25 protein-coding genes are annotated in these 24761 nt (G+C 69.0%); 12 read left to right on the top strand and 13 right to left on the bottom strand.

Translation table 11 applies throughout. The features are described 5' to 3' along the window. The first annotated feature begins 1 nt into the window (after position 1). A complete protein-coding gene (locus U6958_RS03235) occupies positions 2 to 1357 on the top strand; it encodes a HipA domain-containing protein (RefSeq protein ID WP_074921249.1) in 1356 nt (451 codons plus the stop codon). Between the two features lie 3 nt (positions 1358 to 1360). On the opposite strand, the gene U6958_RS03230 is transcribed toward U6958_RS03235, so the two are convergent. After that, complete coding sequence (locus tag U6958_RS03230; protein WP_074921248.1) at positions 1361 to 2284, bottom strand: LysR family transcriptional regulator; 924 nt, start codon at positions 2282 to 2284, stop codon at positions 1361 to 1363. A 102-nt stretch (positions 2285 to 2386) separates the two neighbouring features. Between U6958_RS03230 and U6958_RS03225 the strand changes: the two genes are divergently transcribed. Both U6958_RS03225 and U6958_RS03220 read left to right on the top strand, forming a co-directional pair. Further along, positions 2387 to 3589, top strand: a complete 1203-nt coding sequence (locus U6958_RS03225) for a YbfB/YjiJ family MFS transporter (RefSeq protein WP_016448656.1) — start codon at positions 2387 to 2389, stop codon at positions 3587 to 3589. A gap of 34 nt (positions 3590 to 3623) precedes the next feature. Then, complete coding sequence (locus U6958_RS03220) at positions 3624 to 4697, top strand: nitronate monooxygenase family protein (RefSeq protein WP_074921247.1); 1074 nt, start codon at positions 3624 to 3626, stop codon at positions 4695 to 4697. A 13-nt stretch (positions 4698 to 4710) separates the two neighbouring features. Here U6958_RS03220 and metC read toward each other — a convergent pair whose 3' ends face one another. The 4 genes from metC to U6958_RS03200 form a co-directional block, all read right to left on the bottom strand. Beyond that, the gene (gene metC / locus U6958_RS03215) at positions 4711 to 5928 is read right to left on the bottom strand and encodes a cystathionine beta-lyase (protein ID WP_074921246.1); all 1218 of its coding nucleotides are present in this window, start codon (positions 5926 to 5928) and stop codon (positions 4711 to 4713) included. Continuing rightward, the gene (locus U6958_RS03210) at positions 5928 to 6926 is read right to left on the bottom strand and encodes a tripartite tricarboxylate transporter substrate binding protein (protein ID WP_016448659.1); all 999 of its coding nucleotides are present in this window, start codon (positions 6924 to 6926) and stop codon (positions 5928 to 5930) included. The genes metC and U6958_RS03210 overlap by 1 nt, the downstream gene beginning before the upstream one ends. A gap of 191 nt (positions 6927 to 7117) precedes the next feature. Next, complete coding sequence (locus U6958_RS03205) at positions 7118 to 8689, bottom strand: rhodanese-like domain-containing protein (RefSeq protein WP_074921245.1); 1572 nt, start codon at positions 8687 to 8689, stop codon at positions 7118 to 7120. A 131-nt stretch (positions 8690 to 8820) separates the two neighbouring features. Then, complete coding sequence (locus U6958_RS03200) at positions 8821 to 9357, bottom strand: cysteine dioxygenase family protein (RefSeq protein ID WP_046986944.1); 537 nt, start codon at positions 9355 to 9357, stop codon at positions 8821 to 8823. Between the two features lie 183 nt (positions 9358 to 9540). On the opposite strand from U6958_RS03200, the gene U6958_RS03195 reads away from it, so the two are divergent. From U6958_RS03195 to U6958_RS03180, 4 genes are all read left to right on the top strand, one after another. Next, positions 9541 to 10401 (top strand): LysR substrate-binding domain-containing protein, encoded by an 861-nt coding sequence (locus U6958_RS03195; RefSeq protein WP_074921244.1) that lies wholly within the window; start codon positions 9541 to 9543, stop codon positions 10399 to 10401. A gap of 140 nt (positions 10402 to 10541) precedes the next feature. Beyond that, positions 10542 to 10868 (top strand): DUF3649 domain-containing protein, encoded by a 327-nt coding sequence (locus U6958_RS03190; protein WP_016452138.1) that lies wholly within the window; start codon positions 10542 to 10544, stop codon positions 10866 to 10868. Then, on the top strand, positions 10865 to 12553 hold the full coding sequence (locus U6958_RS03185) for a PepSY domain-containing protein (protein WP_074921243.1): 1689 nt from the start codon (positions 10865 to 10867) through the stop codon (positions 12551 to 12553). The genes U6958_RS03190 and U6958_RS03185 overlap by 4 nt, the downstream gene beginning before the upstream one ends. Beyond that, positions 12550 to 12831 carry a DUF3325 domain-containing protein gene (locus U6958_RS03180; RefSeq protein WP_016452140.1) on the top strand — a complete coding sequence of 94 codons (282 nt, stop codon included), beginning with the start codon at positions 12550 to 12552 and terminating at the stop codon, positions 12829 to 12831. Before U6958_RS03185 ends, U6958_RS03180 begins: the two co-directional genes overlap by 4 nt. A gap of 17 nt (positions 12832 to 12848) precedes the next feature. Here the strand turns inward: U6958_RS03180 and U6958_RS03175 are convergent, their stop codons facing one another. Continuing rightward, complete coding sequence (locus U6958_RS03175) at positions 12849 to 13640, bottom strand: SDR family NAD(P)-dependent oxidoreductase (protein ID WP_074921242.1); 792 nt, start codon at positions 13638 to 13640, stop codon at positions 12849 to 12851. 93 nt (positions 13641 to 13733) lie between these two features. Here U6958_RS03175 and U6958_RS03170 point away from each other — a divergent pair, with 93 nt between their 5' ends. The 5 genes from U6958_RS03170 (at position 13734) to U6958_RS03150 (ending at position 17922) form a co-directional block, all read left to right on the top strand. Continuing rightward, positions 13734 to 14669 (top strand): LysR family transcriptional regulator, encoded by a 936-nt coding sequence (locus U6958_RS03170; protein WP_074921241.1) that lies wholly within the window; start codon positions 13734 to 13736, stop codon positions 14667 to 14669. Positions 14670 to 14930: 261 nt separating this feature from the next. After that, complete coding sequence (locus U6958_RS03165; RefSeq protein ID WP_016448667.1) at positions 14931 to 15704, top strand: ferredoxin--NADP reductase; 774 nt, start codon at positions 14931 to 14933, stop codon at positions 15702 to 15704. Positions 15705 to 15748: 44 nt separating this feature from the next. Continuing rightward, positions 15749 to 16555, top strand: coding sequence for an IclR family transcriptional regulator (locus tag U6958_RS03160; RefSeq protein WP_016448668.1), 807 nt, complete (start codon positions 15749 to 15751; stop codon positions 16553 to 16555). Between the two features lie 135 nt (positions 16556 to 16690). Continuing rightward, positions 16691 to 17464: an SDR family oxidoreductase gene (locus U6958_RS03155; RefSeq protein ID WP_016448669.1), complete on the top strand. Its 774-nt coding sequence runs from the start codon at positions 16691 to 16693 to the stop codon at positions 17462 to 17464. A 119-nt stretch (positions 17465 to 17583) separates the two neighbouring features. Then, the gene (locus U6958_RS03150) at positions 17584 to 17922 is read left to right on the top strand and encodes a BrnA antitoxin family protein (RefSeq protein WP_052155364.1); all 339 of its coding nucleotides are present in this window, start codon (positions 17584 to 17586) and stop codon (positions 17920 to 17922) included. Positions 17923 to 17962: 40 nt separating this feature from the next. On the opposite strand, the gene U6958_RS03145 is transcribed toward U6958_RS03150, so the two are convergent. From U6958_RS03145 to U6958_RS03115, 7 genes are all read right to left on the bottom strand, one after another. Continuing rightward, the gene (locus tag U6958_RS03145; protein WP_012202203.1) at positions 17963 to 19138 is read right to left on the bottom strand and encodes an ABC transporter substrate-binding protein; all 1176 of its coding nucleotides are present in this window, start codon (positions 19136 to 19138) and stop codon (positions 17963 to 17965) included. Between the two features lie 55 nt (positions 19139 to 19193). Then, positions 19194 to 19901, bottom strand: a complete 708-nt coding sequence (locus U6958_RS03140; protein ID WP_013800138.1) for an ABC transporter ATP-binding protein — start codon at positions 19899 to 19901, stop codon at positions 19194 to 19196. Then, the gene (locus tag U6958_RS03135; RefSeq protein WP_016452146.1) at positions 19888 to 20652 is read right to left on the bottom strand and encodes an ABC transporter ATP-binding protein; all 765 of its coding nucleotides are present in this window, start codon (positions 20650 to 20652) and stop codon (positions 19888 to 19890) included. Before U6958_RS03135 ends, U6958_RS03140 begins: the two co-directional genes overlap by 14 nt. Further along, the gene (locus U6958_RS03130) at positions 20639 to 21613 is read right to left on the bottom strand and encodes a branched-chain amino acid ABC transporter permease (protein ID WP_047474980.1); all 975 of its coding nucleotides are present in this window, start codon (positions 21611 to 21613) and stop codon (positions 20639 to 20641) included. Before U6958_RS03130 ends, U6958_RS03135 begins: the two co-directional genes overlap by 14 nt. Beyond that, positions 21614 to 22477 carry a branched-chain amino acid ABC transporter permease gene (locus U6958_RS03125; protein WP_016448674.1) on the bottom strand — a complete coding sequence of 288 codons (864 nt, stop codon included), beginning with the start codon at positions 22475 to 22477 and terminating at the stop codon, positions 21614 to 21616. It lies immediately after the preceding gene. Between the two features lie 220 nt (positions 22478 to 22697). Then, positions 22698 to 23636, bottom strand: coding sequence for a LysR family transcriptional regulator (locus U6958_RS03120; RefSeq protein ID WP_016448675.1), 939 nt, complete (start codon positions 23634 to 23636; stop codon positions 22698 to 22700). Positions 23637 to 23759: 123 nt separating this feature from the next. Continuing rightward, positions 23760 to 24746, bottom strand: coding sequence for a YihY/virulence factor BrkB family protein (locus U6958_RS03115; protein ID WP_034366599.1), 987 nt, complete (start codon positions 24744 to 24746; stop codon positions 23760 to 23762). Positions 24747 to 24761: the final 15 nt, after the last annotated feature.

Genomic DNA, 24761 nt, shown 5'->3' with positions numbered 1-24761 from the left:
CATGGCCACGCCGCCGTCGCTTTCGCTTTCGCTGTGGAACGATGTCGGCACGCACGTGGCCGATGTGACCCATGACCCGCACAACGATCTTTGGGGACTGCGGTATGCGCCTGCATGGCTGGAGCATGAACGGCCTTTCTACTTGGCGCCCTGCCTGCCGCTGGCCGCTCCCGAAGGGGGCTACGACTCGCGCTCCATCCGGCGTTTCATCGAGAACCTGCTGCCTGAAGGCGCGGCGCTGGATGTGGTGGCCAGAAGTCAGGGCATAGGCAAGGGCAACATCTTCGGTCTGATACGCGCCCTCGGCGCCGAGACCACCGGGGCCTTCCGGTTTCAGGCCGACGGCAGCAAGCCCGATCCTCAGGCCGCCAATGCCGCTCGCCCCATATCGACAGCCGAACTCGCCCAACGCATTGCAGACCGAGAGACACGCCCTTTCATCGAGTGGGATGGCAAAGTGCGCATGTCGGTGGCTGGCTACCAGGACAAGCTGCCCGTGCACGTGGAAGGCGAGAGCGTGCAGGAAGGCACCATCTTCCTTCCCGACAACGTTCCGTCCACCCACATCCTCAAACCCCAGCCGCGCGACAGCGCGGTGCCGCACATGGTGGTGAACGAGCATTTCTGCATGCGCCTGGCAGCGGCCATGCGCTTGCCTGCAGCCGAGGTGCAGATGCTGCACGTGCCACAGCCGGTGCTGGCAGTCAGGCGCTTTGACCGTGTGCGGCAGGCGCCGCAAAGGCGGGTCCTGCGCACCCACATCATCGATGCATGCCAAGCGGGCGATCTGCCCGTCAGCTACAAGTACGAGCACCACATCGGCAGCGTGGGCGATGCCCGGCTATACCGCGACGGCATGAGCTTTCCCCGGCTGTTCGGTCTACTGGAGCACTCGGTGGCGAAGGCTGCGGACAAGCTGGCAATGATCCGATGGGCGTTGTTCCAGATACTGATCGGCAATGGCGACGCACATGGCAAGAACTTCTCCTTCCACGTGCTGCCGCAGGGCCTGGCGACCGCACCCTGGTACGACCTCGTCAGCGTGGCCCAGTATCCCGATGTATCCCAGGAACTGGCCATGGCCTTCGGCGACTGCTTTGCGCTGGAGGAACTCACACCCTTCGAGTTTGCGCATTTCGCGCACCTGTGTGCGATAGACCGCAGGCTGCTCACACGTGAAGCCCAGCGCATGGCCAAGGCAGCCCCTGGTGCGGCGGCCAAGGTTCTGGGCGAATCGCCTTACACGCCAGAAGAACACGCCTTCGCCCAGCGCATCGCCGCCTATGCGACCACCCAGGCCCAAAGACTGGTGGACGTCGCCCAGAAGGCAGCAGCCTTGCCTTCCGACCTGTTCTGAGTTTCAGGCAGACGCTGCCGGGACGGCTTCCATGCCCAGGGCCTCTTCGCCCTGCACACCCTCGATCCCCAACACCTCCACGCACGCATGCAGCGCAGGCGACCAGCCCTGGCGCGCGGGCACGACGAACCAGGTTTCCACGCGGGCGACTTCCTGGGCGAGTGCGCCGGGCAGGGCCGTGATGTGCACGCCGAAGCGGTGCTGCTGGGCCTGGACCACGCTGCGCGGCAGCAGGCCGTAGCCCATGCCGGCGGCCACGCAGCCGAGGATGGCGTCCAGCGATCCCATTTCCATGATGCGTGCGGCCACGCCGCGCGCGGCCAGCAGCAGTTCGATGCGCTGGCGGTAGCTGCAGCCCTGGCGGAAGGCCAGGAAGGGCACGGCGCTGAGCTGGGCGGCATCGGGAAAGCGCGGCAGCGCGAATGCGGTGACCAGCACCAGTTCCTCCTCGAAAACCTTCCAGCCCTGCAGCCGCGACTGGGGCGGCATGCCCGAGACGAAGGCGCAGTCCAGCCGCCCTGCCAGCAGGTCGGCCAGCAGCTCGGCCGTGGTGGCCGTGCGCAGTTCCAGGTCCAGGCCGGGCCGGGCCTGGTGCAGGCGCGCCAGCAGCGGCGGCAGGCGCAGCGCGGCCGTGGTTTCCATGGAGCCTATGCGCAGCGCGCCTGCGGCCCGGGCGCTGCCCTGCAGCAGGGCCAGCGCCTCGTCGTGGTCGGCCAGCATGCGCCGCGCGTATTGCTCCAGCAGGCGGCCGGCAGGCGTTGCGTGCACGGGCGCGCTGCGCTCCAGCAATTGCACGCCGGCCTCGTCCTCGAGCTTTTTCACATGGGCCGTCACGTTGGACTGCACGGTGTGCAGTTGCTGCGCGGCGGCGCCGAAGCTGCCGCTGTCGCAGACGGCCAGGAACATGCGCAGGGACTTCAATTGCATCGCGGCTCCAGTGGCATTCATCTTCAATCGAGATCGACGCCATCATTTTGAATCATTGGACATGATGACTCCGGCGGCTTAAGGTATGCCCATCCTCCCCGCATGGCGCCCACTCCCGTGATCCAACGCAACGAAACTTCCCTGCTGCTGACCGGCTTCATGGCCACGCTCAGCGGCGTCGGCCTGGCGCGCTTTGCCTACACGGCGCTGATGCCGCAGATGGTGCATGCCGGCTGGTTCAGCGGCGAGCAGGTGGCCTATCTGGGCGCGGCCAACCTGCTGGGCTATCTGATCGGGGCGCTGGCCGCCGCGCCGCTGGCCGAACGCCTGGGCGCGCTGCGCGTGCTGCTGTGGTGCTGGGTGGCCCTGGCGCTGAGCTTTGCGGCCTGCGCCTGGCCGCTGCCCATGCCCTGGTTCTTTGCCTGGCGCTGCATCTCGGGCATTGGCGGCGCCATCCTGATGGTGCTGGGCCCCTCGGTGGCCCTGGCGGCCACCCCCCTGCAGCGGCGTGCGGCCCTGGGGCCGCTGATGTTTTGCGGCATAGGCGCCGGCGCCCTGCTGTCGGCCACGCTGATACCGCTGCTGGCACGCCAGAGCCTGGGCGCAGTCTGGTGGGCGCTGGCGGCGGTCTGCGCCTGGGCCGGCTGGCTGGGCTGGCGCCATGTGCGGCGGCTGCCGGTGCCTGCGCCCATTGCCATCACGCCCCATGCCCGGCCCGTTCCCGCCGCGCCCCTGTGGACGCTGCCCGTGGTGCTGGTGATGCTGGCCTATATGACGGACGCCTTCGGCTTTGTGCCGCACACGGTGTTCTGGGTGGACTACCTGGCGCGCGAGCTGCAGTTGGGCGATGCCTACGCCTCCACGCAGTGGGCCGTGTTCGGCCTGGGCGCCATTGCCGGGCCGCTGGTGGCCTCGCTGTGCGCCACGCGCTTTGGCTGGTGGGGCACGACCACGGGCGCCTATGCGGTCAAGACCCTGGCCATTGCCATGCCGCTGTTCTGGGTGGGATTTGCGGGGCATGCGACCTCGTCCTTCCTGGTGGGCGCGCTGTCGCCGGGCATGGCGGCCATCACCTCGGGCTACCTGATGCAGCTGATCGGCCCCGTGCAGCACAAGCGCATGTGGGGCTATGCGACGGCGGCCTTTGCGCTGATGCAGGCCGTGTCGGGATATTTCATGGCCTGGAGCTATGCGGGCCTGGGCTCGTACCAGCGCCTGTTCGTCATCGGCAGCGTGTCGCTGCTGCTGGGCACGCTGATGATCGCCGCCAGCCGCGCCAGCGCGCGCCGGCAGGCCGCCGCATGAGTGCGCGGATTCGAGACAGGAAACAAGGAGTCGTATGAGCACCGCAAAGACCGCGTGGATGGCCCGACTGGGCATGCGCCACCCCATCATCCAGGCCCCCATGGCCGGCACGTCCACGCCCGCGCTGGCGGCTGCCGTCACCGAGGCCGGGGGCCTGGGCTCGCTGGGCATTGGCGCCAGCGGCACGGAGCAGGCGCGCCAGCAGATCGTGCAGACGCGCGCGCTGACATCGGGCGCCTTCAACGTCAACCTGTTCTGCCACCGGCCGGCCCGGGCCGATGCGCAGCGCGAGGCCGCCTGGCTGGCCCATCTGGCGCCCGAGTTCGCGCGCTTCGGCGCCGCGCCGCCTGCCACGCTCAACGAGATCTACGCCACCGCCGTCGGCAACGCCGCGCTGCAGGCCATGCTGCTGCAGGAGCGGCCCGCCGTGGTGAGCTTTCATTTCGGGCTGCCTGAGCAGGGCTTCATCGACGCGCTGCGCGCGGCCGGCGTCGTGACCCTGGCCAGCGCCACGTCGCTGGACGAGGCGCGCCAGGTGGAGCAGGCCGGTGTCGATGCCATCGTGGCCCAGGGCGTGGAGGCCGGGGGACACCGCGGCACGTTCGATCCCACGCAGGACCGCATGATGGGCACCTTCGCCCTGGTGCGCGTACTGGCCCGCAACACGGCCCTGCCGGTGATCGCGGCCGGCGGCATCATGGATGGCGAAGGCATTGCGGCCGCGCTGGGCCTGGGCGCCTGTGCGGCCCAGCTGGGCACGGCCTTCATCCTCTGCCCTGAATCGTCCGCCAGCCCGGCCTACCGTGCCGAGCTGCGCAGCGAACGCGCCCACCACACAGGCATCACCGCCGCCATCTCGGGCCGGCCGGCGCGCGGCATGGTCAACCGACTGCATGCGCTGGGCGCCAGCCATGGCCAGCCCCTGCCCGACTACCCGCGCGTCTACGACGCGGGCAAGGCGCTGCACCAGGCGGCGTCCGCCCAAGGCAGCTCCGACTACGCAGCCCACTGGGCCGGCCAGGGTGCGCCGCTAGCGCGCGAGATGCCGGCCGCTGCGCTGGTGCAGACGCTGGCCGGCGAACTGGCGAGCGCTCAGGCAGGCCGCTAGAGCGTGTTATCCACTAAAGTGCCGCCAGCCCCTGCTCCAGGTCGGCGATGAGGTCGCGCGGCGACTCCAGGCCGATGTGCAGGCGCACCACGGGCCCGCGCGCACTCCAGTCGGTGACGCTGCGCGCCTGCGCCATGTGCGCGGCCGTCGCCAGGCTCTCGTAGCCGCCCCAGGAGGCGCCGATGCCGAAGAGCCGCAGGCCGTCGATGAAGCGGTCCACGGCGGCCTCGGCGGTGCCGGGCTGCAGCTCCAGCGAAACCAGGCCGTTCGTGCCCTGGCAGTCGCGCAGCCACAGCGCATGGCCGGGGTGCGTGGGCAGCGCGGGGCAGAACACGGTGGCCACGGCCGGGTGCTGCTGCAGCCAGTGCGCCACCTCCAGCGCATGCGCCTCGTGCATCTGCAGCCGTGCGGCCAGCGAGCGCATGCCGCGCAGCACCAGCCAGGCATCGTCGGGGCTGACCGCCATGCCGAAGGCATCGCAGCGCGCGGCCAGCGGCTCCCAGGCGGCCTCGGTGGTGGCCACGGTGCCCATCATCACGTCGGAGTGGCCAGCCAGGTACTTGGTGGCTGCCATCACCGAGACATCGGCCCCCAGCGCCAGCGGCCGGTACTGGCAGCCCGATCCCCAGGTGTTGTCGGCCACGACCAGGGCGCCGCGCGCATGGGCCATGGCGGCCAGCGCGGGCAAGTCGCACATTTCGTAGACCAGCGATCCCGGGCATTCGGCATAGACCATGCGGGTGTTGGGGCGCATGCGCGCCTGGGCGTCGCTGCCATCGGCCGCGAAGAAGTCGTACTCGATGCCGTAGGGCTGCAGCCATTGCCCGGCCAGGTGGCGCACAGGCTGGTAGGCGCTGTCGGTCAGCAGCACATGGTCGCCGGGGCGCAGGTAGCTGAGCAGGGCCATGCCGATGGCCGCCAGGCCGGTGGGCAGCAGCCGCGTGCGGTGGGCGCCTTCCAGCTCGCTGACGGCGTCTTCCAGCGCAAAGCCGGTGGGTGTTCCGCGCGCGCCGTAGCTGAAGATGCGCTCGCCGGCGCGGCGCTCGCGCATCTCGCGCTGCTGTGCCGTGCTCTCGAACAGCACGGTGCTGGCGCGCACCAGGGGCGGGTTGACGGCCGTGCCGCCCGCATAGGCCGGGCGCTTGCCCGCATGCAGCAGCCGGGTCTGCAGGTCCAGCGCGGGGGCGCCAGGGGCCGATGAGCCAGGCACGGGGGCGTGTTCGGCAGCCATCAGTCGATCTTCGCGCCCGAGAGCTTGACCACGCGCGACCAGCGCTCCATGTCCTGGCGCAGCTGGGCGGCAAAGGCTTCGGGCGTATTGGCCACGACTTCGCTGCCGCCATCGACGACCAGCTTGGTCACTTCCGGCAGTTGCAGGGTGCGCACGATGGCGTCGTGCAAGAAGGCCACGCGCTCGGGCGGCGTGCCGGCGGGAGCGAAGAAGCCGTACCAGTCCTCGAAGCGCGCATTGCGCAGGCCCAGTTCCTCCAGCGTGGGCACCTTGCCGAACACGCCGATGCGGCGCGGGCTGGTGACGGCCAGCGCACGCACCTGGCCCGCCTGGATCATGCCGGCCACGGACGAGGTGGAGGTGATCAGCACATCGACCTGCTGGCCCAGCAGATCGTTGATGGCCGGCCCCGCGCCCTTGTAGGGCACATGGGTCATGGGCACGCCGTTTTCCTTGGACAGCACCACGCCCACCAGGTGCGACAGCGTGCCGTTGCCGGGCGTGGCATAGGTGACGCGGCCCGGCTCGCCCTTGCTGCGCGCCACCAGGTCGGCAAAGCTCTTGAGGGGCGAGGCCGAGGCGACCACGATGGCCAGCGGCGCCGCGTTGATCTGCGTGATGGGCACGAAGTTCTTGAGCGGATCAAAGCCCGGCGCGCTGTAGAGCGCGGGGTTCACCGCCATCAGCGAGACCTGGCCCGTGAGCACGGTGTAGCCATCGGGCTTGGCCTCGGCCACGGCCTTGGCGCCGATGTTGCCGCCCGCGCCGCCCCGGTTTTCCACCACGGAGGGCTGGCCCGTGGCCTCGGTCAGCCGCGTGGTGACCCAGCGCGTGCTGGCGTCGTTGCCGCCGCCCGGCGGGAAGGGCGAGATGAAGCGGATCGGCTGGGCCGGATAGCCGTTGCGTGCGGCCAGCGGCTCGGCCGTGGCCTGCGAGAGCATGGCCAGGGCCGCGAGGCTGGCGGCCAGCATCCTGGCCAGGGTGGGGATTGCGAACATGTCTTGTCTCCTGTCGTTATGTGATCTGATTTATGTCGCTCTACGGCAAGTCAGCGATATATGGCGCTGCCTTTGCAACTGACGTGACTTTGGCCAGGGGCACCAAGCAAGGGCCGCCCCCGCAGCGAGGGTGCCGTCCCCCTCCCGCGCAGCGAGAGAGGGGGAAGCGGCGAAGCCGCTCAGGGGAAGCTTCATGCACTCGGCAGGCGGAAGGCGGCCAGTTCCTGGGCATCGAGCTGCGGCACCAGGCCCGTCTCCCAGGCCAGGTAGCGGCGTGCCGCTTCCTTGTTGCCGTCGTGGCGGTCGTGCACGAAGAACAGGTAGTCGATGCATTCGGCGTCGGTGGGGCTGTCGGGCGTGGCCTCGACGGGCAGGCCGGCCTGCTGCCATGCGGCCAGGCCGCCTTCGAGCAGCAGCGGCGCGGCGCCCTGCAGCTCCAGCGCGGCCCATTGCGCCATGCCGGGCTCGTCGGCCACCAGCACGATCTGGCGCGTCTCGCCGGCCAGATCGCTGGCCAAGCACGGGCGGATGGACCAGCGGGCCCCGGCGATGTGGCCTGCGCGGTACTTCATGCCCGCGCGCAGATCGACCACGGCCACCTCGCCCTGGCGCATGCGTTCGTGCAGGGCCTGCACCGCGATGCCTGCCAGTGCGGGGGCCTGGGGCAGCTGGGCCGGTGCCAGGTCCAGGCCGCTTTGCAGGCCGCCCCGCAGCACGCAGGCGTCATGGCCGAGCTGGCGCAGCCAGCTGGCCACCACAGGAGCGCGCACGCCATCGCTGTCGAACAGCACCAGGCGCGCACCGCGCACGCCCACGTACTGGTCGCCGGCCTGCATGAGCTGGCCACCGGGCGTGTGCTGGGCGCCGGGCAGCGAACCGGCCTTGAATTCCTCGGGCGTGCGCACATCGCACAGGAACAGCGTGCGCGCAGCATCCTGGCTCCAGGCGCGCACGGTGTCGGCATCGACCTCGGGCACGTCGAAGCGTTCGGCCAGGGCGCGGGCCTGTGCTTGCAGCGCGCTGCTGGCCGAGTCGTCGCCATAGCGCTGCGTGCCGCCATGCTCCAGCGGCAGGTCGGCCAGGTACCAGCCCTGGGTGCCGTTTTCCAGCGCGTAGACGGGGTTGGGAATGCCCAGGTTGATCAAGGTCTGCGCGCCGATGATGGAGCGCGTGCGGCCCGCGCAATTGACCACGATGGGCGTGGCCGCATCGGGCACCAGGCGGCTCACGCGCAGCGCCAGCTCGCCATTGGGGCAGCAGATGGCGCCGGGGATGTTCATCTTGTGGAACTCGGAGACGGGCCGGCCGTCCAGCACCACCAGGGGCAGGCCCGCCGCCTGGCGCGCCGCCAGCTGCTGGGCCGTGATGCGCGGCGTGCCGTAGGCGTGCTCGGCCAGTTCGCCAAAGGTCTTGGAGGGCAGGTTCACGCCGGCGAACAGCGTGTAGCCTGCCGCGCTCCAGGCCTGGGTGCCGCCTTCCAGCACAGACACCTGGGTGTAGCCCAGGGCTTCGAGGCGGCGCGCGGCGCGCCCGGCCACGCCCGCGTCGGCATCGCCCTCGCCACCGTCGTAGGTGACGACGCGCACCTGCCTGCGCGGCACCAGGCGGGGCACATCCAGCTCCAGCCGGCTGTAGGGCAGGGGCGTGGCGTAGAACAGGTGCGACTCGCCGTACTGGCCGTGCTCGCGCACGTCGAGCAGCGCGATCTCCTGGCCGTCGTGCAGCCAGGATTTGAGGGTGTGGGCGTCAATGGATGCGGTCATTGCATGCGGTCCGGGAAAAAGATCGGCAAGGAATTTCGGGCAAAGCCCTGCCACGCGCGCCCCGTGGGGCGCGCTGCGGCATGGACAGGGAAAAGGCAGGAAGCGGGAGGTAGCGGCCGGAAGGCCGGGGCTCAGCGGCGCGTCTGCACGCCGATGGCCATGGTCTGGCAGGTGCCGGCGGCCAGGTCGTAGCTGGTGCGCTCGTTGAGCGTCTCCAGCGCGCGGCCGTACATGTGCAGGTGGCGGATGACCTGCTCGCCCTGGATCTCCACGGAGTGGATGTCCTCGGGCATGAGGGCGATGCCCTGGCCTGGCGCCACCACCACGAGATCCGTCTCACGCAGCGTGGCCTTGCCGGGGACGGAGCCGTCGTCGGTGCGCTCGTAGACGCGGTTGTGCTCCGTGCCTTCCACGGCGGCAATGCAGGCCCAGGTCGTGTGGTTGTGCGGCACGATGCGCTTGCCCGGGCGCATGACGTTGAGGTACAGCGCATAGCTCTGGTCGGCGTCCTCGGCGATCAGGTAGCGCGCCTGGTGCTCGCCCTCTTCGGGCGCGGCGTAGTCGGCCTGCTGCCAGAAGTCTCGGCGCGCGGCCAGGCCCAGCAGCTGCTGGAGCACGGCGTCCAGGCTGGCGCGCGTGGCAGCGCCTTCGCCAATGGCCTGCTTCATGTGGTCGATGGCCGCTGCCACGGCGGCGCTGCGCTGTTCGGTGATGGTGGTGGTGGTGGTGGTGGTGGTGGTGGTGGTGGTGTTCAAAGGGGACTCCTTGTCGTCGTTGAAGCCCACTGTAGTGAGGCGTCCGGCCCGCAACAATCCACGCACCCTCAACAAATACTTCAATAAAATTGAAGTATGGAGACGCTTGACCTGGACCTGCTGCGCACCCTGGCCGCCATTGCCAGCCACGACAGCTTTGCCGCCGCCGCCGTGCAGATGGGCCGCACGCAATCGGCCATCACCCAGCAGATGCAGCGGCTGGAGGAGAAGATCGGCCACGCGCTGTTCGAGAAGCAGGGCCGGCAAAAACGCCTCACCGACCACGGCCAGCGCCTGCTGGGCTATGCGCGCCACATGCTGGCCATCCACGACGAGGCGCTGCGCAACCTGCAGCACCGCCAGGTGCAGGGCCTGGTGCGCATTGGCGCACCGCACGACGCGGCCGACAACATGCTGCCGCCCGTGCTGCAGGAGATCGCGCTGAACTTTCCGGGCATGCAGATCGACATCCATGTGGGGCGCAGCCCGTTCCTGATGGAGTCGCTCAAGCAGGGCGAGCTGGACCTGGCCATCTCCAACCGCGAGGACGAAGGCTTCGAGGGCTTTGCCCTGCGCTCCACACCCACGGTGTGGCTGTGCGGCGCGGGCTATGCCCATGACCCGGGCAAGCCCGTGCCCCTGGTCATGGCCGATGGGCCCAGCATCTTCCGCCGCCTGGGCTGCGACGCGCTGGATGCGGCAGGCATCACCTGGACACCGCGCCACACCTGCACCAGCCTGGTCGGCATACGCGCAGCGCTGCGCGCGGGCCTGGGCGTGACGGCGCGCGGCGTGGAGCAACTGGACCCGGGCCTGCGCGTGCTGGGTGCGGGCGACGGCATGCCGCCGCTGCCGGACCTGGTCTACCGCCTGTACATCCGCAGCCATGTGATCAGCCCCGTCACGCGCCAGATCTTCGAGAACCTGCAGGCACGCATGCGGCTGCCGGCCGGCTGAGGGACAGCGTTGGGGAGGCGGAGGGACGGCAGGCGTGCAGCTTGCCAGCGCTGCTTGTAATGGGACTTATTCTCAAATAACATCCGCGCCACCGCCGCCTCCTCTGCCGGTGTTTTTCGAGCCTTTCCAGGCACTGCGCCATGCCATCTCCCACTCTTGCCCGCACCCATGACTGGTTCCGTGACTGGTTCCGTGACTACGGGCCGCTGATCTCCCGCATCCTCGCTGCGCTGTTCGGCGGCTATGCCGTGGCCGCCCTGGCCAGCGTGGCCGTTGTGGCCCTGCCCGCAGACCGCACGCAGGCGGCGATCTCGGGCACCTTGCTGAGCTTTGCCGTCTACGCGGGCGCGGTGATCTGGGTGTTTGCCGTGCGCAGCGCCACGCGCGCCTGGGCCGGCCTGCTGGTCGCCGCCCTGGTGCTGGCGCCTGCCGCGTGGTGGACCTGGGGCAAGGGGCTGGGCGCATGAGCACGAACACCACGGACACCACGAACACGGCCGGCAAGCCCGCCAAGCCCGCGAAAGCCGCCAAGGCACCCGGCATCCGCCAGACCATGTCCGACCTGCACACCTGGGTCGGCCTGCTGCTGGGCTGGTTCCTCTACGCCATGTTCCTCACGGGCACGGTGAGCTATTTCAGGAACGAGATCACGCAGTGGATGCAGCCCGAGCAACCGCACCAGAGCCAGGCGAGCGAGCCCGCGCTCGTGGCCCAGCGGATCGGCGACGCCATGGCGCATGTGGCGCCGCAAAGCCCGCAATGGCTGATCAACCTGCCCGATGCGCGCAGCACGGTGGCCACGGTGTTCTGGAGCCCGCCGCAGACCGAAAAGGGCGCCAGGCGCCGCTTCGAGAACGGCCGCTTCGACCCGGCCACCGGCACGCGCCTCGAAGGCCCGGTGCGCGAGACGCGCGGCGGCGAGTTCTTCTACCGCTTCCACTTCCAGTTCCACTACATGCCCGTGCTCTGGGGCCGCTATCTGGCGGGGCTGTGCGCCATGTTCATGCTGGTGGCCATCGTCAGCGGGGTGATCACGCACAAGAAGATCTTTGCCGACTTCTTCACCTTCCGCTGGGGCAAGGGCCAGCGCTCCTGGCTGGACGCGCACAACGCGCTGTCCGTGCTGGGCCTGCCCTTCCACCTGATGATCACGTACACCGGCCTGGTGACCCTGGCCCTGATGTACATGCCCTGGGCCAATCTGGCCACGACCATGACGCCCGAGCAGCGCGTGGTGGCAGGCCAGCAGCTCAGCGCCTTCGTTCCGGCTGGCAAGCCCTCGGGGCAGGCCGCGCCCCTGGCACCGCTGGCCGACATGGTGCGCCAGGCCGAGCAGCGCTGGGGCGCGGGCCAGGTGGAGCGCCTGAACGTCAACCTGCCCGGCGATGCCAAGGCCAGCGTGGTCGTGGTGCGCGGCGACAACGGCCGCGTCTCCATCAGCCCGCAGTTCATGACGTTCGACGGCGTCAGCGGCCAGCTGCTGCAGGCCCAGGACAGCGTGGGCGCCGCCGCCGAGACGCGCGGCGTGCTCTATGCGCTGCACATGGGCCGCTTCGGCGACCTGCCCACGCGCTGGCTGTACTTCATCGTCAGCCTTGCGGGCACGGCCATGGTGGGAACAGGACTGGTGCTGTGGAACGTGAAGCGGCGCAGCAAGCTGCCCGACCCGGAAAGGCCGCATTTCGGCTTCCGGCTCGTGGAACGGCTGAACATCGCCACCATCGCCGGCCTGTCCATCGGCATGGCCGGCATGCTCTGGGCCAATCGCCTGCTGCCGGTGGAGATGGCGCAGCGCGCCGAGTGGGAGGTGCACGCCATGTTCATCGCCTGGGGGGCCACCCTGTTCTGGGCGATGGGCCGGCCCGCCAAGCGGGCCTGGATCGAGTTGCTGTGGGCCGGCGCCGCCGTTCTGGCCCTGCTGCCCGTGGTCAACGCGCTGACCACGGATCGCGGCCTCTTGGCCAGCCTGCGCGCGGGCGACTGGGTATTCGCGGGCATGGACCTCATGCTGCTGGCCCTGGCCGCACTGCATGCCCATCTGGCCCTGCGCACCCAGCGCCACCAGCCCAAGGCCAAACCGGTGCGCGCCTCCCGGCCCGCGCCCAAGTCAGCCGCCACAGCAGCAGCCGCCGCAGCGGAGACCAGCGCATGAGCATGGCCCATCTGTTCTGTCAGCTGCTGGCCCTGGGCGCCTTCGCCTGCCTGGCCCTGGCCATGGACCGCCACCAGAGCGACCTGTTCGGCAAGGAACTGCCACCCGCCCGCACACGGCGCCTGCGCGCGGCCGGCTGGGTGCTGCTGGCGCTGTCGCTGTGGGCGGCGCTGCAGGTGGAGCCCTGGTCGCTGGGGCTGGTGGCCTGGTTCGGCCACATCAGCGCAGCCGCCGCCATCGTGCTGCTGTCCATGGTGGCGCGCGAGCGGCTGCGCTGACGCCCCTCCTGGCGCCTTCAGAGAAACATGCCGCCCGAGGCCTCGATGCGCTGACCCTGCACCCAGCCCATGCCGGGCTGCAGCAGGGCGGCCATCACGGGGCCGATGTCGTCGGGCTGACCCACGCGGCCCAGCGCCGTCTGGCTGGCCAGGGCCGCGCCTACCTGTGCATCGTCGCGCACACGGCCGCCGCCAAAATCCGTGGCAATCGCGCCCGGCGCCACCGTGTTGACGCGAATGCCGCGCGCCCCCAGCTCGCGCGCCAGGTAGCGCGTCAGCACCTCCACCCCGCCCTTCATGGATGCATAGGCCGCATAGCCCGGCTGGGTGAAGCGCGTGAGGCCGCTGGACAGATGGATGATGCTGCCGCCGTCGCGCAGCAGGGGCAGCAGGTGCTGGCTCAGGAAGAACGGCGCCTTCAGGTGGATGGCGACCAATTCGTCGAACTGCGCCTCGGTGGTGGTGGCGAATGGCGCGTTGATGCCGATGCCGGCGTTGTGCACCAGCGCATCGAGGCGGTCGGCCTGCCAGGTCTCGGCCAGGGCCCGGCGCACGCGGGCCGCAAAGTCCGCAAAGCCCGCGCTGCGCGCCACGTCCAGCTGCAGGGCGGCGGCCCGCCCGCCCAGCGCCTCGATGGCGGCCACGGCGGCCTGGGCCTCGTCGGCACGCTCACGGTAGGTCAGCACCACGTCCAGGCCCTGGCGCGCCAGGTGCTCAGCCGTATTGCGGCCCAGGCCGCGGCTGCCGCCCGTGACGAGGACGATGCGGCGGGCGGCAGGGGAAGAAGCGGTCGAAGGAGAAGCTGTCATGGCGGACCTCGTTAGGTGGTTTGCAATGACAGCGACTGTATTGAAGGTCTATTTTTGGATAAATTGGCTGTTTCTGATTTATTTGTTCGCATCATGCAAACAATCAAGCTTCTGGAGCAGATGCAGATCTTCAGCCGCGTGGCCGAGATGGCCAGCTTCACGCGTGCGGCCGACAGCATGGGTTTGCCCAAGGCCAGCGTCTCCCAGGCCGTGCAGCAACTGGAGGCGCGGCTGGGCACGCGGCTGCTGCACCGGACCACGCGGCGCGTGCAGCTCACCCAGGACGGCCAGGCCTGCTACGAACGCTGCCAGGACCTGCTGGCCGACGTGGACGAGTTCCAGGGCCAGTTCCAGCAGGCCGGCGACGCACCGCTGCAAGGCAAGGTGCGGCTGGACATGACCACCGGCTTGGCGCGCCATGTGGTCATGCCGCTGCTGCCGTCCTTGCTGCAAAGGCATCCTGCGTTGGAGCTGGAACTGAGCTGCACCGAGCGCCGCGTGGACCTGGTGCGCGAAGGCTTCGACTGCGTGCTGCGCCTGGGCCCCGTGGACGAGCCCGGGCTGGTCGCCCGCCCGCTGGGCCTGGTGGCGCTGGCCACCTGCGCCAGCCCCGGCTATGTCCAGGCCCACGGGCTGCCCGCCACGCTGCAGGATCTGGGAGGTCACCGGCTGGTGCACTACCAGCGCACGCTGGGCGCGCGGCCGCTGGGCTTCGAGTACGAGGAGGACGGCCAGGCACTCAGCCTGCCCATGGCGGGCGCGCTCACCGTGAACAACGCCGAGGCCTATCTCTCGGCCTGCCAGGCCGGCCTGGGCCTGATCCAGGTCCCGCGCCTGGCCGTGCAGCCGCTGCTAGACGCAGGGGAACTGGTCGAGGTGCTGCCCCGCCATCCGCCCCCGCCCATGCCCTTGCACCTGGTCTATGCCCACCGCCGCCAATTGCCACGCCGCGTGCGCGTGCTTATGGACTGGCTGGCACAGGCCATACAGCCCTGGACACTCGACGCTGGCCTGCCCGAAAAGCAATAGGCGATGGCCCGATGGACTCGGCCAGCGTCATTTTGCTTATCACTAATCCGTATCAAGACAAAGGTTCGCGCCTGCCCCTTTTGACGCCATTTACCGGACAATAGCGACCTTGCCCCGGTCACCGGCCGCCACGAAGCAGCGGCAACGCGCACACCGCGCCTGCCCCCTGTGCTTCCCGCCACCGCGTGCCTGAATGGCACTGACCTCTCATTGCAACGTCCCGGCGGGCACTGTCCGCCCCGAATTCACCGTATTGCCAACATGAGTGCTTTTCTTGAAGAACGCGTGCTGTCCGTCCACCACTGGACCGACCGCCTTTTCTCCTTCACCACCACCCGTGACACTGCGCTGCGCTTTTCCAACGGCCATTTCACGATGATCGGCCTGAAGGTCGACGGCAAGAACCTGCTGCGCGCCTACTCCATTGCCAGCCCCAATTACGAGGAGCACCTGGAGTTCCTGTCCATCAAGGTGCCCGACGGCCCGCTGACCTCGCGCCTGCAGAACATCAAGGTGGGCGACACCATCATCGTCGGCAAGAAGCCCACGGGCACGCTGCTGATCGACTACCTGCTGCCCGGCAAGAACCTGTACCTGATCGGCACCGGCACGGGCCTGGCCCCCTGGCTGGCCGTGGCGCGCGACCCCGAGACCTACGAGCGCTACGAGAAGGTGGTCGTGGTGCACGGCGTGCGCCATGCCAACGAGCTGGCCTACCAGGAGCTGTTCGAGAAGGAACTGCCCGAGCACGAATTCCTCGGCGAGATCGTCAAGGACAAGCTCATCTACTACCCCACGGTGACGCGCGAGCCCTTCCGCAACCAGGGCCGCATCTCCAACCAGATCACGGCCGGAACCTTCCCGCAGAACATCGGCCTGCCCGAGCTCAACCCCGAGACCGACCGCGTCATGCTGTGCGGCAGCCCCGCCATGCTGAACGAACTCAAGGAGCTGCTGGAGCACCGCGGCTTCAAGGAAGGCAACACCACCACGCCCGGCGACTTCGTGGTCGAGCGCGCCTTCGTCGAGAAGTAAAGCCCACGACACCCCGTGGCGGGGCGGCTGCCGATAATCGGCGCATGCCGCCCTCCTCCCTTCCTTCAGCCCCGCCAGGCGACGAAGACCGCAACTTCATCGTCGCACTGGCGCGCGGGCTGGACGTGCTGTCGTGCTTTCGCTCCGGCGAGAAGCTGCTGGGCAACCAGGACATCGCCAGGCGCTGCGGACTGCCCAAGTCCACGGTCTCGCGCCTGACGCACACGCTGACCACGCTGGGTTACCTCATCCATGTGCCCGAAGAGGGCAAATACCGCCTGGGCACGGCCACGCTGGCGCTGGGCAGCGCCATGCTCTCGCGCCTGGACGTGCGCCAGATCGCGCGCCCGCTGATGCGCAAGCTGGCGGCCGCCACCGATGCCGAGGTGGCCCTGGCCACGCGCGACCGGCACAACATGGTCTACATCGAGCACTGCCCCAGCGCGCGCTTCATGCACCGCGACCTGGACATGGGCTCGCGCATTCCCCTGGCCACCACGGCCGTGGGCCGTGCCTGGCTGGCCGCCAGCCCCGCGTCCGAGCGCCAGCGCGCGCTGGACTATCTGCAGTCTCACGCGCCCGAGCAATGGGCCGCCGCACAGGCCCAGCTGCCGCTGTGGCCGGAGGCAGGCAACCAGCCCCAGCCCTGGCTGTCGCGTTCGTTCGGCGACTGGCAGCCCGAGGTCAACGCCATCGCCCTGGCCTTCTCGCCGGGGCGCGGCCTGCCGCTGATGGCCGTCAGCCTGGGCGGGCCCTCGCGCTTCGTCACGGCCGACGCGCTGCGCCAGGACGGCGTGCCCGCGCTGCAGCGCATGGTGCGGCGGCTGCAGCAGGACATCGACAGGGCCTGAACGCCTGTCCCGCAGGTGCCCGCGCGGTACCGCTCAGCACGGCAAAGTAGCCAAGACGACAGCGTGCACGGTGCCGGCGCCCTAGCATGCAGGTGTTGCTCAACCACCAGAAACCCAAGCCAGGAGACATACAGCATGAGCGTGAAAGCATTGTTCGACCTCACGGGCAAGACCGCCCTGATCACCGGAGGCTCGCGCGGCCTGGGCCTGCAGATGGCCGAGGCGCTGGGCGAGATGGGCGCCCGGCTCGCCATCACGGCGCGCAAGTCCGACGAGCTGGCCGAAGCCAAGGCCCACCTGCAGGGCCTTGGCTACCAGGTCGAGACCTTCACCAACGACCTGCAGAAGTTCGACACCATCCCCGCCCTGGTCGAGGACGTGCTGGCGCGCTGCGGCGACATCGACATCCTCGTCAACAACGCGGGCGCCACCTGGGGCGCCAAGGCCGAGGAATACCCGGACGAGGCCTGGAACAAGGTCATGAACCTCAACGTCTCCGCGCCCTTCTTCCTCACCCGCGAAGTGGCCAGGCGCGTGATGATCCCCAAGGGCCGGGGCAACGTGATCATCACGGCCTCGGTCGCGGCCTTCAAGGGCACGCCGCCCGGCATGAACACCGTGGCCTACAACACCTCCAAGGCGGCCGCCGTGCACCTGGCGCGCACCCTGGCCTCGGAATGGGGCCACTACGGCATCCGCGTCAACTCCATCTGCCCGGGCTTTTTCCCCAGCAAGCTGGCCAACGGCCTCATCGACAAGCTCGGCGACCAGCTCATCGCCCGCGCCCCGCTGCGCCGCATCGGCGGCGAGGAGGACCTCAAGGGCGCCGTGGTCTACCTGGCGTCCGATGCGTCTCGGCACATGACGGGGCAGGCGTTGGTGCTGGATGGTGGAGCGAGCTTGTTGTAAGGCGCATCGCGCTGACCACAGAGGAGCGCCGAGGCGCTCCTTTTTGTTTCAATAAAAGCCTTTGTATGCCAAGGCCGAGCAAACAAACTCCTACCCAAGGACATCCGAAGGAGTTGACCATGGTGAAGTCCCTGAAGGCCCTGCAGGCCATGGACACGGAAAAGCTGGCCCAGGCCATCGAGGCCGACGCGGGCGAGGCGGTTCCCGGCCTGCGTCAGGCGCTGCAAGAGGCCAAGGCAGGCCAGTTTGCCGCCGTGCACACGCCCGAGCAGATTGCCGCGCGCAAACGGGGCCGCCCGCAAGGCTCGGTCAAGGCAGATGCCAAGATCGCCACCAACATTCGCTTCGACCCCGACGTACTGCAAGCGCTCAAGGCCACCGGCCAGGGCTGGCAAACACGCGTCAACGAACTGCTGCGTGCGGACATCGAATCCGGGCGCCTCAAGCGCAGCCTCTGAGGCGCGGCCGGACACGAAGGCACGGCCGCGCTCAATAGCTTTACCTGCTCCCCACCGTCATCACCGCCTCAATCTTGCCGTCGCGCACAGCGGCGCCGCGTTCCGTGGTCAACGTGCCGCCGCGCTCATCCACGCCCTTGACGCCGCCGGGGTTCACGTCGGGGCGCAGGGATTTGTAGGCCTCGTCGAGCTTGGCGTGGATGGCCTTGGTGTCCGAGGCAGAGCCGGCCAGCTGCATGGCCTTGACGGTGGCGTGCACGGCCGTGTAGTTCCACTGCGCCTCCGAGCCCGGGATGCGGCCCGGGTAGACCTTGCCGAAGCGTTCGACGAAGGCCTTGTTCTCGGGCTTGGTGTCCTCGGAGACGGGCATGACGCCGATGGCGCCTTCCAGCGGCGCATAGCCGCCGACCACGCGGGCCATTTCGTCGAGCTTGGCCTGGTCCATGACCACGAAGCCGCCCTTGAAACCCAGCTCGCGCGCCTGCTTGACGACCAGGGCCGTGGGCTCGGAGGCTCCGCCCACGAAGAGCACATCGGGCTTTTCGGCCAGGGCCTTGCTCACGCCGCTGTAGAAATCGGTGGCGCGGTTGTAGCTCATGGCGTTCTCGGCCACCACGGTGCCGCCCAGCTTTTCCCAGCCGGGCTTGAAGGCAGCGACCCAGGCCTTGGCGTAGTCGTGGTCGGCGCCCACCAGGGCCACCTTCTTGCCGAAGCGGCCCATCACGTACTTGGAGAACGGGTCGATGTACGAGGTGAACTCGGGCGGGATGCGCAGGGTCAGCTTGTTGCCCCGGTTGGTGATCTGCGGCACCGAGCTGTAGGCCAGCACGATGAAGTTGCTGCGCTCGTTGGTGGTCTGCAGCGCGAAGATGCCGCCCGAATGCGGCACCAGGATGGCCGCCGTCTTGTGCTGCTGCACCAGGCGCTGGGCGTTGATCGCGGTCTCGGACGGGTTGTACTTGTCGTCCAGCGGAACGATCTCGATCTTGACCTTCTTGCCACCGATCTCGGGCGCTGCGGCATTGATCTCGGAGACGGCCATCTGCATGCCGTCGAGCACGTTCTTGCCGTACTGGGCAGCGCCGCCCGACAGCGGGCCGGAGTAGCCGATCTTGACGACTTCCTGGGCCAGCGCAGGGCCGGCGGCGGCCACGGCGGCGCAGGCCAGGGCCAGCGTGCCCACCCTGCGGCGGGTCAATGGTGCGAATGCTGTCATGTCTGTCTCCTTGGATCGTTGGTGGTGGTGGCTTGGGTAGAGGCAAGAGGCGGCGTCATGCGCCGATGTAGGCTTTTCGGATGGAGTCGTCGGCCAGCAATTCGGCGGGCCTGCCCTCGCGCACGATGCGGCCGCTTTCCATCACATAGGCGCGGTGCGCGATCTTCAGCGCCGCATAGGCGTTCTGCTCGGCCAGCAGCACGGTGGTGCCGGCCGCGTTGATGCGCTGTATGGCCTCGAACATCTGCTTGATGACCAGGGGCGCCAGGCCCAGCGAGGGCTCGTCCAGCAGCAGGGCCTGGGGTCGGCCCATCATGGCGCGGCCGATGGCCACCATCTGCTGCTGGCCGCCCGACAGCGAGCCGGCCGGGTCGTGCTGCTTCTCGCGCAGGATGGGAAACAGCTCCATCACCTCCTGCAGCGTCTTCTGGCTGGGGCCGGGGTCGCGGCGGTGCACGTAGGCGCCCAGTTGCAGGTTGCGCAGCACCGACATCTGGGGAAACAGCTTGCGCCCCTCGGGGCACTGCACCACGCCGGACTGCACGATGGCCGATGGCTTGCTGCCGGCCAGCTCCTTGCCATTCCAGACGATGGAGCCGCCCGCAGCCTTGTGGATGCCGCTGGCCGTGAGGAACAGCGAACTCTTGCCTGCGCCGTTGGCGCCCAGCAGCACCACCAGCTCGCCCCGGTCGGCATGCAGGCTCACGCCGTCCAGCGCCAGGAAGCTGCCGTAGCGCAGCGACACGTTCTCAAACTTCAGCATGCTCGCTCCCCAGGTAGGCATCGATGACGGCGGGGTTGCGGCGTATCTCCTCGGGCGTGCCCTCGGCGATCTTCTCGCCGTAGCTGAGCACCAGGATCTTGTCGGCCAGGCTCATGATCATGCCCATCTTGTGCTCGATCAGCGCCACCGTGATGCCGTGGCGCACCAGCTTGCGGATCAGCTCGGCCAGGCCCTCGGTCTCCTCGGGGTTGACGCCGCCGGCGGGCTCGTCGAGCAGCATCAGCTTGGGGTCGGTGGCCAGGGCCAGCGCGAAGGCCACGCGCTTGCGCTCCTCCTGCGTGATGTCGCCCGCGATGCGGCCGGCCACATGCGACAGGCCCACGAAGTCCAGCGCGTCGCGTGCCTTTTCGCGGCACACGCGCTCTTCCTCGCGCAGGCGGCTGGAGCCGCGCAGCACATCCCATAGCCCTGAGCGCGTGCGCAGCCGGTGGCCCACGATGAGGTTGTCCAGCACCGTGGCGCGGTCGAACAGCGCCGTGGTCTGGAAGGTGCGCGCCACGCCCAGTTTCGCCACCTGGTCGGTGCGCAGCGAGGTCACGTCCTGGCCATTGAAGGTGATGGTGCCCGAGGTGGGCTTGTGCACGCAGCTGATCAGGTTGAAGAACGTGGTCTTGCCGGCGCCGTTAGGGCCGATGATGGCGTTGATGCGGCCTTCCTCGATCACGGTGCTGACATCGCTCACGGCGGCCAGTCCGCCGAACCGCTTGGTCAGGTGGTCAATCTTGAGCATGCGGCTTGCCCTCCTTGGCATTGCGGCGCGCGCGCCAGGCGGTGACGCTGCCCACCACGCCGTAGGGCATGAAGATCACCAGCATCACGAGAATGGGGCCGAAGACGATGAAGCGGTACTCCTGCAGGAACTGCAGGTACTGCGTGATCCAGGGCATGCCGATGGCGCCCAGCAGCGGGCCCAGCACCGTGCCCATGCCGCCGACCATGGCGAAGATCATCATGTCGAAGGTGTGGTGCACGCCCGCCATGTCCGGCCCGATGAAGCGCACGAAGCCCGCATACAGGCCGCCCGCCACGCCCGCGTAGACCACGCTCAGCATGAAGGCCAGCACCTTGTTGCGCATGAGGTTGATGCCCAGGGCCTCGGCCAGCTCGTCGCTGTTGCGGATGGCCACGAAGGTGCGGCCCAGCAGCGACCGGACGATGCGCCGCATCACCCAGACCGAGGCCACGAGGAAGGCCAGCACCAGGTAGTACAGCGCCAGCGGCGACTCGAAGCTCAGCGCGCCCAGGGCCTCGGGCGCGGGGATGCCCATGATGCCCACCGTGCCGTGGGTCAGGCCCTCCCACTTCTCGATGACGAGGAACATGATGTAGCCCACGCACAGCGTGAAGATGGAGAAGTAGTGGCCCTTGAGCCGCAGCGAGACGATGCCGATCAGGTAGCCCAGCACCGCGCACACCACGCCCGACATCACCAGCCCGCCCCAGAACGGCCAGCCATGGTCCACCGTGAGGATGCCCACGGTATAGGCGCCCGCGGCCATGAAGCCCGCATGCGCCAGATTGAGCTGGCCCGTGTAGCCCGTGATCAGGTTCAGGCCCAGCGTGGCGATGGCGAAGATGTAGGCCGTGCTCATCACCGTGAGGTGGTAGTCGTTGCCCGCCAGCCAGGGAAAGGCGATGCCGGCGGCCAGCAGCAGGCCCCAGGCGATGCGGGAGTCGATGAATCCGTTCATTCAATGACTCCTCTTGGCGAACAGGCCCTGAGGGCGCAGCGACAGGATCACCACCAGCAGCACGAAGGCGATGATGTCCTTGTAGTCGGTGGAGATGTAGTAGGCGCCGAAGCTCTCGGCGAAGCCGATGATCAGCCCGCCCAGCACGGCGCCCGGGATGCTGCCCATGCCGCCCAGGATGATGATCACGAAGGCCTTGGTGATGACCAGGTGACCCATGGCCGGATAGACCAGGTTGATGGGCGCATACAGCGTGGCCGCCACGGCCGCGAGCACGCCCGAGATGGCAAAGGTCAGCATGGACACGCGGTTGGCATCGATGCCCACCATCGATGCGCCCTCGCGGTTCTGGGCCATGGCGATGATGGTCGAGCCCGTGGTGGTGCGCGTCAGGAACAGGTGCAGCGCCACCATCAGCGCAAAGGCCGCGACTATGATCAGCAGGCGCTGCGCAGGCGCCGTGATGCCGCCCATCTCGACGATGGAGGTATAGGGCGTGGGCATGCGCTGGAAGTCCGCGCCCCACAGCGCCTGGGCGCCCGCTTCCAGAAACAGCAGCAGGCCGATGGAGGCGATCTTGGGATGCAGGGGCGAGGCCTTGCGCAGCGGATGGAAGATCAGCCGCTCGCTGACGATGCCCAGCACCGCCACCGCCACCGCCGCCACCAGCATGGCCGCCCAGTAGCCCCAGCTCCAGGCCACCATGGCCTGGAAGGCCACGAAGGCGCCGATCATGTAGAAGCCCCCGTGCGCGAAGTTGGGCACGTGCAGGATGCCGTAGACCAGGGTCAGGCCCAGGGCCACGAGGCCATAGATGCCGCCCAGGGTCAGTCCGTTGAGCACTTGCTGCAGGAAGACGTCCATCACCGCCTCCCGCCTGCCGCCGCCGGTGGCCGCCACCGGACCAGGGTCTGTTCTCGCATTGCCTTGCCTCCTTGTTTGCTGTGAACCAGCTTAGGAGGCGGTGCCGTGCACCATCAACCCGAAGATTCCGCACAGCGGAATTCACCTGGGAAACCCCGAGGCGCACACCGCTGCGGCAGTAACCTAGATGACAGGCTCAGGCCGGCAGGAGCGGGGAACGCTAGATGGACAGCGCCGGCAGGTTCTCGGGCAGGCCCTGCATGGAGCGCTGCGTGTGCTCGGCCACGAAGTCAAGGAAGCTGCGCACGCGCGCCGGCATGAACTTGCGCGTGGGCAGGGTGGCGTAGAGCGTGAATCGGCCCGTGGTCCATTCGGGCAGCACATGGCGCAGCCGGCCCGAGCGCAGGTGGCGCGCGATCAGGTCCAGCGGCTGGGTGCTGATGCCCGCGCCGTCCAGCGTGGCGCGCAGCAGCGTGCCCGTGTGGTTGGCCACCAGCACGGGGCGCACGGCCACCTCGACCTCGCCCGCGTTGCCGTCGAGCCGGCGCATGCGCAGCATGTCGGAGCGGCCCTGGATGCGCCGGCGCAGCAGGCACTGGTGGCCGGCCAGGTCCTCGGGCACGACAGGCACGCCATGGGCGTCCAGGTACTCGGGCGCGGCGCAGGCCAGGCCGCAGGTGGTGACGATGGGCCGGGCCACCACGTTGCCGTCGTAGCCCTCCTCGGCATTGACGAAGGTGATGTCGTATTCGCCCACGGCCGCCTCGCTGGCCGACTCCACGAAGACCTCGATGCAGATGCGCGGATGCAGGCGGTGGAAGTCCGCCACCAGCGGCGCCAGCACATGCTCGGCGAACACGGGCGGCGTGAGCACGCGCACGGCGCCAGACAGCTCCAGCGTGTGCGCCTGGGCCAGGCTGAAGGCGTCCTCCACATCGGCCAGGATGCCGCGCACGCGCTCCAGGTAGGCCTCGCCAGCCTCGGTCAGCGAGACGCTTCGCGTGGTGCGCTGCAGCAGCCGCGTGCCCAGGTGCTGCTCCAGGTCGGCCACCAGGCGCGTGACCGTGGGCACGGACATGTCCAGGCGCCGCGCCGCCGCCGAAAACCCGGCCTCGTCGGCCACGGTCTGGAATACCCGCATGGTCTGCAATCGGTCCATCTTGTCCTTGGCCCCCGGCCTTGGTGCCAGGGGACTTTGCTGCATTGTTCCATTGCCCAAACGCCTGCGCCGCGGCTTTGCGGGCCGCGGCGCAGGCGTTCATCTTCGTCGAAATGCGGGAACTCAGCCCGTGCCGCCCGGAGTGTCCCCGGCGCTGGCCGCCTCGGCGGGCGGCGCCCAGCGGATGGGGTGGGTGAAGCGCACGCCGGCATCGCTGAAGGCCTTGGCCGTGGCGGCCGACAGCAGCAGGATGGCCGAGGAAAAGTAGATCCACATCAGCAGCACCACCAGCGAGCCCGCCGCGCCATAGGCCGAGACCACGGCCGCCGTGGCCAGGTACCAGGCCAGGGCCTGCTTGCCCAGCGTGAACAGCAGGGCGCCGATGATGGCACCGAAGATCAGATAGCGCAGCCGGGGCTTGGGGCCGCCGCCTATGCGCATCAGCCCCACGAAGAGCAGCACGGTGATGCCGAAGGACACGCACTCGTTGATCAGGCTGACCAGCGGCCCCAGCGGCTGCATCTGCAGCTTGGTGCCGGCCCAGTTGGTGATCAACTGGATGGCCGTGGACAGGGCCATGGACACCAGCAGCAAGAAGCCCAGCGCCAGCACATAGGTCAGGCCGCGCAGCCGCAGCGCGGCCATGCGCCACCACACGGCCTTGGGCGGCGGCGGCTCGCCGTTGGAGGTCCAGAGCCTTTCCAGCGCGGACTGCAGCTCCACGAAGACACCGGTGGCGCCCGACATCAGCAGGATGAAGCCGAACAGCGAAGCCAGCCGCCCCTCGTCGGGCCGCTGGGCGCTTTCCAGCGCGCCGCGCACCACCTGGGCGCCGCGCTCGCCGATCACGTCCTGCACCTGGTCGATGAGCTGGTGCTCCACATAGCTGCGGTCCACCCACCAGCCCAGCACGCCGACCAGCAGCAGCAGCAGCGGCGCCAGGCTCAGGATGCCGTAGAAGGACATGGCGGCGCTCATGCGCAGGCCATCGGCGTCCAGCCACAGCTGCACGGCGTTCCACATGGCGCGCAGCGGGTTCAGTTCCAGCAGCCGGTCCAGGCGTGCGGACCAGGACGAGGCGGGGGGAGTTTCCGGGGTATCTGAGGGCATGGCCCCCATTGTGCG

Origin of the sequence: Delftia lacustris, from assembly GCF_040267515.1 — a bacterium.
In the GTDB taxonomy this organism is placed as follows: domain Bacteria; phylum Pseudomonadota; class Gammaproteobacteria; order Burkholderiales; family Burkholderiaceae_C; genus Comamonas; species Comamonas tsuruhatensis.
The sequence above is the reverse complement of the archived record's forward strand: the minus strand, read 5'-3'. Positions and strand labels throughout refer to the sequence as shown.